This is a genomic window from Candidatus Binatia bacterium, assembly GCA_036382395.1.
In the GTDB taxonomy this organism is placed as follows: Bacteria; Desulfobacterota; Binatia; order HRBIN30; family HRBIN30; genus JAGDMS01.
Genome location: DASVHW010000114.1, coordinates 1 through 4,819, shown reverse-complemented (window position 1 = coordinate 4,819; position 4,819 = coordinate 1). Strand labels below are relative to the sequence as shown.

Here is a 4,819-nt window from a genome sequence, read left to right as displayed (position 1 = left end):
ACGCCGGTCGGCGCAACGATGCCCTTCGACACGATGATCCCGGTCACGTGGATGCCGTGGGGATAACTGGTGGCGGCGCTGCCAGGGCCGGACTGGCGATTCGTGCCGTTGGGGCAGCAGTTGCCTGCGCAAAAGCACTCTTCGGCAATCACGCTCCCCTCAAGATCCGGATGCGTGATGTCGACGCCGGTGTCCAGCACCGCTACCGTCACCCCTTGTCCCAGATCGTCACGGCGGTGCACGGCGTCGGCACGGATTTGCGGTACGCTCTGCGCCAAGGCGGCGGAGCCGCGCTCCATGGGTTCCACACGGAGCACGCTCGGGTGTTTCAGCAGTTGGCGCAGACCGCGCGCGTTGACGGAGGCGGTGAAACCGCTCACGAAGTTGAACTGGTGGTGCACGCGAACGTCCTCGGCGCGCAACGATGGCAGCACGGTCTCGCGTGCCTGCCTGACCGCGCGCCGTCGCGCTGCCGGGTCGTGCTCGGGCGATGACGGCGCGGCGAAGATGACAAACACCTCCGTCTCACCTGCCGTCTCGATTTGGCGGGCAATCCGGGGGCCGAGCTTCGATGTTTGCGCTGCTGCTTCTGTGGCTAGGGTCAGGCACAGGAGAGCTGCTGCCGAGCAGCGGAAGACATGCATCCAGGACATTACATCGATCCCTAATATGTAAATCAAGCCAGTTCTTCCGGACGGTCTCGGGACACCACGTGTTGACACCTTTCCGCGCCGGGCGCTATGCGCCTGGGAATGGTGAAAACGACGATCAGTGTTCTGGGCGCGACGGGTTATACGGGTCGGTTGATCGTCCGCGAGTTGAAACGGCGCGGCGCGGCCGTCCTTGCGGCTGCTCGCAACCGAGAGAAGCTGCAGCGCTTGGCGGCCGATGTGGGTGACCTCGAAACCACGCAGGCTGACGTCCACGACCCGGCCTCTCTCGAGCGCCTGGCACAGCGCAGCCGCGTCATCATCAATACCGTGGGGCCGTTCATCGATTTCGGCGAGCCGGTTGTACGTGCTGCGATTGCCAACGGAGTGCATTACCTGGACACCACGGGCGAGCAGCCGTTCATGAAGGCGATGCTGGACTACGACCAATGGGCTCGGCAGCAGCGGGTTGCCGTCGTCTCAGCCCAGGCGTTCGAGATCGCGGTGTCGGATTGCGCGGCGGCGGTGGCGGCAAAAGGCTTCAGCGAAGTGGGTACGGTGCAGGTCACCTACAGGACGGTGTTTCATCCGAGCCAGGGAACGCAGCGCACCGTGCTCCGCATGCTGCAGAGCAGCGGCTACGCCTATGTCGGCGGCGAGTGGGTGGAAGAGACGCCGGCCAAGCTGATGCGCTTCGTGGATTTCCCCGCGCCCACCGGCCGCGTGGCCGCGGTGAGCTTCCCGAGCGCTGAGATCATCACCATCCCGCGCCACCTGAAGGTCCGTGAAGTTCGCGTGTTCATGTGCCTGCCACCGATCGCTGCACGCGTCCTTTCCGCCACCGCTCCCGCTTTCCGGGCGCTGCTGCGGACACCGCTCTCGCGTCTGGCAGAGTTGGCCATTGGCGCGGGCACGGGCGGGCCGGACGAGGCCACGCGTGCCGGCGATGAGTTTCGCGTCGCCATCGATGTCGGTGGCGTTCGCGGTGGCACCGCCGATCATCGGCGACTGCTGCTGCACGGCCGTGATCCGTATGGCTTGACCGCGGTGGTCGCGGCGTACGGCGCCGAACTGATGTGTCGCGACGACTTCGACCGTGCTGGAGTGTTGCCTCCCGCGGCCGCGTTCGCGCCGGGCCCCTTGCTTGACTATCTGAAGGCATTCGGACTCACGTATGAAATCAGCGAGGAGCTCGAGCGTTCGAGGTCACGCAAGAAGAGCGGAGCCTGACGGCCGACGGCATGTTTGCCACGCGCCGCAACGCACCGGCCGGATTCAGAAGCCAGCGCTCCATGGCGCTCGGGCGCGGTGGCATGGTGTGCACCAGTCAGCCGCTGGCGTCAGCCGCGGCTCTGGACATGCTGCGCTGCGGAGGCAATGCGGTCGATGCGGCCGTCTGTGCAGCGGCGGTGCTCGGCGTGGTGGAGCCGTTCAACACCGGCATCGGTGGCGACTGCTTCATGCTCATCTGGCACGCCAAGGAGCGCAGGCTGTACGGGCTGAACGGCAGCGGGCGGGCACCGGCCGGCTTGTCACTCGGCGTGCTCCAGGCGCGCGGCCTCAGTGAAATGCCGGTGCACGGCATGCTCCCGGTCACCGTGCCGGGAGCCGTACACGCGTGGTGCGAGGCTCTCCGCCGCTTCGGCGCGCAGTCCATAGGAGCCGTGTTGCAGCCGGCGATTGCCTATGCGCGCGAGGGCTTCCCGGTCAGTGAGATCATTGCGCATCAATGGGATCTGATTGCGCGGTTCGGCGTGTTGCAGCATCCGGACGCGTTGCGGACGTTTACGATCGACGGCCGTGCCCCGCGGCTCGGCGAGATCTTCCGCATCCCTGCCTTGGCGCTGACCATGGAGCGAGTCGCCGCTGGCGGTGCGGATACGTTTTATCGCGGGGTGATCGCGGAGGAGATCGTGGCCTTTTCCCGAGCCCATGGCGGCGTTCACCGTCTCGAAGACTTTGCCACGCACGAGTCGAGCTGGGTGGAGCCGATCGGGACCGACTACCGTGGCTACCGTCTCTGCGAGATCCCACCCAACGGCCAAGGGCTGACGGCGTTGATCGGGCTGAACATCTTGGAGAACTTCGACCTGGCTTCGTATCCGCTGGGTTCTTCCGAGTCCGTACACCTGTGCATTGAGGCGGTCAAGCTGGCGTTGGCCGATCGCAACCGGTACATCGCCGACCCCGAGCATGCCGAGGTTCCGACCGCCGCCTTGCTTTCGAAGGAGTACGCTCATGTCCGTGCCGGCTTGATCCGCCTCGATCGGGCCCACGAAGGGCCGGCGGCCGGCACGGTGAAGGTCGGTACCGATACGGTTTACCTGACGGTGGCCGACCGCACCGGCAACGTCGTCTCGCTGATCAACAGCCTGTACTTCCCGTTCGGCTCCGGGATGGTTGCCGGCGACACCGGTATCGCCTTGCAGAACCGCGGCTACGGATTCGTGCTGGACCCGGCGCATCCCGACTGCGTGGCGCCGGGCAAGCGGCCGTTTCACACCATCATCCCGGCGATGCTGTTCCGCGACGGCAAGCCGATCGTGTCGTTCGGTGTGATGGGCGGTGACGTGCAGGCGCAGGCGCATGTTCAGGTCGTCTCCCACCTGGTCGACTACGGTCTCAACATGCAGGAGGGGCTCGATTTCCCGCGCTTCCACTGTCTCGACACCAACCGCGTGGCGTTGGAAGCGGAGTACGCACCCGACCTGCGCTCACAACTCGCGGGCTTGGGGCACGTGGTGCTGGGCGAAGAGGCGGTGATGATCCGCGGCGGCTTCGGCGGCGGCCAGGGCATCATGATCGATCCAGCCACCGGCAGCTTCTGGGGCGGGTCCGACCGCCGTAAAGACGGCTGTGCCATCGGCTTCTGAGCGCAGCGCGCGTCGGCTTGACCTGACGCGGGACTCCGAGGATGGTGCCGTGCACGGAGCGGGAGGCTTGTATGCTGACTGATGCGGAAGCGAAGGAGCAGATCATCCAGATCACCAACGAGCTGTTTTCAATGGGCTTGTTGACCGCTACCGGCGGCAACATCAGCGCCTTGGGCAGCGACGGCGAGACGCTGTGGATCACGCCCAGCCAGATGTACAAGGGCGGGCTGGTCGAAGCGGATCTGGTGCACATTCAGCCCGACGGCACGGTGATCGAAGGGACGCGGATGCCGTCGGTGGAGCACCAAATGCATGCGGCGGCGTACAGAGTCCGCCCCGGCACCACCGGTGCCGTGCACACGCATGCGCCCATCGCCACCGCCTTCGGCATCTGCAACCAGGCCTTTCCGCCCATCAACACCGACGCCGTGTTTTTGCGCGATACCGTCACCGTGCCGTGGTTCATGCCGGGCTCCAAGGAGCTGGCAGACGCGGTCGCCGCAGCGCTGCAGAAAAGTCGCGGCGCGATATTACAGAATCATGGCTTGATGACGGTGGGAGCGGATCTCCGCAAGGCGGTGACACGTGCCATGATGCTGGAAGAAACCGCCAAGATCGTCATGTACTGCAAACAGTTCGGCGGCACGATCAGCCTGCTGCCGGACGAGTGGGTGGAACGGCTCGCGCCGCTGGCGGATTTCATCTGACCTGGAAAGGGTTCCAGGGATCAAGGGATCTAGGGTTCGAGGGTTCTAGGGTTCGAGGTTTTCCTCATCCCCTTGAACCCTGGCACCCTTGCACGCTTGCACCCTATAATACTGTTGATGCGTGGCTTCATCCTGACGCCCACCTACCGGGTGGTGCGGGGCCTTCCCGAAGTGCACCTCTACGGGGTGCTCGAGTCGGGGGAGCCATGTCTGGTCATTGATGACCGCACCCGCCCGCATTTCTTTGTGCGCCAGCGGGACGTGGCACGACTGCACACGGTGGCAAGCAGCCTGCGGGTCGAAGATAGCGCGTTCCGTTCTTTGAGCGGGGAGCCCGTGGCGACGGTGTACGTGACGGTGCCTGCGGATGTTCCGCCGCTCCGCCGCAAGTTGGAAGAGCAGGGCATTGCCTGCCTCGAGGCCGACCTACGGTTCGCGTATCGCTATCTGATCGATCGTGGTATCCGCGGCGCCTTTGAACTGGACGGTGCCGGCGAAACCCGGCCGCGGCTGGGCCGCGTCTACCGCAATCCGAACCTCCGGCCGGCGCGCTGGGTGCCGCGATTGAAGGTCCTGTCGATCGACATCG

The 4,819-nt window shown here is 65.3% G+C and carries 5 protein-coding genes; 4 read left to right on the top strand and 1 reads right to left on the bottom strand.

Annotated features, from left to right (window positions below):
- Nucleotides 1-653 (bottom strand): S8 family serine peptidase (locus VF515_05480; protein ID HEX7407087.1); only part of this gene is annotated, 653 nt, incomplete at its 3' end.
- A gap of 99 nt (nt 654-752) precedes the next feature.
- Here VF515_05480 and VF515_05475 point away from each other — a divergent pair.
- The 4 genes from VF515_05475 to VF515_05460 form a co-directional block, all read left to right on the top strand.
- The gene (locus VF515_05475; GenBank protein HEX7407086.1) at nt 753-1,880 is read left to right on the top strand and encodes a saccharopine dehydrogenase NADP-binding domain-containing protein; all 1,128 of its coding nucleotides are present in this window, start codon (nt 753-755) and stop codon (nt 1,878-1,880) included.
- An 11-nt stretch (nt 1,881-1,891) separates the two neighbouring features.
- Nucleotides 1,892-3,523 (top strand): gamma-glutamyltransferase, encoded by a 1,632-nt coding sequence (gene ggt / locus VF515_05470; protein ID HEX7407085.1) that lies wholly within the window; start codon nt 1,892-1,894, stop codon nt 3,521-3,523.
- A gap of 71 nt (nt 3,524-3,594) precedes the next feature.
- Nucleotides 3,595-4,230 carry a class II aldolase/adducin family protein gene (locus VF515_05465; protein HEX7407084.1) on the top strand — a complete coding sequence of 212 codons (636 nt, stop codon included), beginning with the start codon at nt 3,595-3,597 and terminating at the stop codon, nt 4,228-4,230.
- A 117-nt stretch (nt 4,231-4,347) separates the two neighbouring features.
- Nucleotides 4,348-4,819: DNA polymerase II (locus VF515_05460; protein HEX7407083.1), on the top strand; the 472-nt coding region annotated here is incomplete at its 3' end.

Bases quoted from the DNA above. Each gene is read 5' to 3' on its own strand.
- VF515_05475 (HEX7407086.1), top strand. From the start codon at position 753: ATGGTGAAAACGACGATCAGTGTTCTGGGCGCGACGGGTTATACGGGT.
- ggt (HEX7407085.1), top strand. From the start codon at position 1,892: ATGTTTGCCACGCGCCGCAACGCACCGGCCGGATTCAGAAGCCAGCGC.
- VF515_05465 (HEX7407084.1), top strand. From the start codon at position 3,595: ATGCTGACTGATGCGGAAGCGAAGGAGCAGATCATCCAGATCACCAAC.